Annotated in this window: 1 tRNA gene and 2 rRNA genes (1 of these 3 cut by a window edge); all 3 read left to right on the top strand. The window is 54.5% G+C overall.

Annotated features, from left to right (window positions below):
* A 23S ribosomal RNA gene (locus tag AC1RWL_RS32080) occupies positions 1–1,971 on the top strand (it extends 827 nt beyond the left edge of the window).
* 122 nt (positions 1,972–2,093) lie between these two features.
* Positions 2,094–2,208 (top strand): 5S ribosomal RNA (rrf, locus tag AC1RWL_RS32075).
* Between the two features lie 213 nt (positions 2,209–2,421).
* Positions 2,422–2,498 (top strand) — tRNA-Met (locus tag AC1RWL_RS32070).
* Positions 2,499–2,500 lie beyond the last annotated feature (2 nt).

Genomic DNA, 2,500 nt, shown 5'->3' with positions numbered 1-2,500 from the left:
TCAAACTCGGAGATAGCTGGTTCTCCGCGAAATCTATTTAGGTAGAGCGTCGACCGAATACCCTCGGGGGTAGAGCACTGGATGGGCTATGGGGACTCACCGTCTTACTGATCCTAACCAAACTCCGAATACCGAGGAGTACTAGTCGGCAGACACACGGCGGGTGCTAACGTCCGTCGTGAAAAGGGCAACAACCCTGACCTCCAGCTAAGGTCCCCAAGTCATGGCTAAGTGGGAAAGGATGTGAGGATCCCAAAACAACCAGGATGTTGGCTTAGAAGCAGCCATCATTTAAAGAAAGCGTAACAGCTCACTGGTCTAATTAAGGGTCTTTGCGCCGAAAATGTAACGGGGCTAAAGCCATGCACCGAAGCTGAGGATACGTCGCAAGACGTGTGGTAGCGGAGCGTTCCGTAAGCCTGTGAAGGGAGACCCGTGAGGGCTCCTGGAGGTATCGGAAGTGCGAATGTTGACATGAGTAACGATAAAGGGGGTGAGAGACCCCCTCGCCGAAAGACCAAGGGTTCCTGCTTAAAGTTAATCTGAGCAGGGTTAGCCGGCCCCTAAGACGAGGCGGACACGCGTAGTCGATGGGAACCACGTTAATATTCGTGGGCCTGGTGGTGGTGACGGATTGCGTAACTTGTTCAGACTTATTGGATTGTCTGGGCGAGGAAGCGGTTCCAGGAAATAGCCCCACCGTATAGACCGTACCCGAAACCGACACAGGTGGTCAGGTAGAGCATACCAAGGCGCTTGAGAGAACTCTGCTGAAGGAACTCGGCAAATTGCACGCGTAACTTCGGAAGAAGCGTGACCCCAGGATACGCAAGTATTTTGGGGTGGCACAGACCAGGGGGTAGCGACTGTTTATCAAAAACACAGGGCTCTGCGAAGTCGCAAGACGACGTATAGGGTCTGACGCCTGCCCGGTGCTGGAAGGTTAAGAGGAGAGGTGCAAGCTTTGAATCGAAGCCCCAGTAAACGGCGGCCGTAACTATAACGGTCCTAAGGTAGCGAAATTCCTTGTCGGGTAAGTTCCGACCTGCACGAATGGCGTAACGACTTCCCCGCTGTCTCCAGCAGAGACTCAGTGAAATTGAATTCCCCGTGAAGATGCGGGGTTCCTGCGGTTAGACGGAAAGACCCCGTGCACCTTTACTATAGCTTTACACTGGCATTCGTGTCGGCATGTGTAGGATAGGTGGTAGGCTTTGAAGCGGGGACGCCAGTTCTCGTGGAGCCATCCTTGAAATACCACCCTTATCGTCATGGATGTCTAACCGCGGCCCGTCATCCGGGTCCGGGACAGTGTATGGTGGGTAGTTTGACTGGGGCGGTCGCCTCCGAAAGAGTAACGGAGGCGCGCGATGGTGGGCTCAGACCGGTCGGAAATCGGTCGTCGAGTGCAATGGCATAAGCCCGCCTGACTGCGAGACTGACAAGTCGAGCAGAGACGAAAGTCGGTCATAGTGATCCGGTGGTCCCGCGTGGAAGGGCCATCGCTCAACGGATAAAAGGTACGCCGGGGATAACAGGCTGATGACCCCCAAGAGTCCATATCGACGGGGTTGTTTGGCACCTCGATGTCGGCTCATCGCATCCTGGGGCTGGAGCAGGTCCCAAGGGTTTGGCTGTTCGCCAATTAAAGCGGTACGTGAGCTGGGTTCAGAACGTCGTGAGACAGTTCGGTCCCTATCTGCCGTGGGTGTAGGAATATTGACAGGATCTGTCCCTAGTACGAGAGGACCGGGATGGACATATCTCTGGTGGACCTGTTGTCCTGCCAAGGGCATAGCAGGGTAGCTATATATGGAATGGATAACCGCTGAAGGCATCTAAGCGGGAAACCAACCTGAAAACGAGTATTCCCTTGAGAGCCGTGGAAGACGACCACGTTGATAGGCCGGGTGTGGAAGCGCAGCAATGTGTGAAGCTTACCGGTACTAATAGCTCGATTGGCTTGATCGTTCTCATTGTTCATGCTCATCGACCCCGTAAGGGGCGGTGATGCCAAGACGTGTTCACAAATTAAGACAAACAAGGAGGCTTGCCCTCCTTTACCAGCTTCTCAATATATTGCCCTTAGCCGACCTGGTGGTTATGGCGGGGTGGCTGCACCCGTTCCCATTCCGAACACGGCCGTGAAACGCCCCAGCGCCAATGGTACTTCGTCTTAAGACGCGGGAGAGTAGGTCACTGCCAGGTCTGCTAATGGCAATATATAAGGTACTTGCATCGCAAAATACCAAATCTTCTCGACACAAACTCGGCCCAAGCCGATCAAGGGCCGCTCTAAGCGGTCCTTTCTGTTTGGTGAAACAAGAACACGAGACAATTGCTGCGCAATTGCTCGGCAGAAGGCATAACCGCCAAAGCGGTTACGCCACCGCGACAACACCCAATGGGTGTTGCGCTTGGCGCGGGGTGGAGCAGCCCGGTAGCTCGTCAGGCTCATAACCTGAAGGCCGCAGGTTCAAATCCTGCCCCCGCAACCAGT

This window comes from Shinella sp. GW821-FHT10F02 (genome assembly GCF_058809275.1).
Note: the sequence above shows the minus strand (reverse complement) of the source record. Positions and strands in the feature narration are given on the sequence as shown.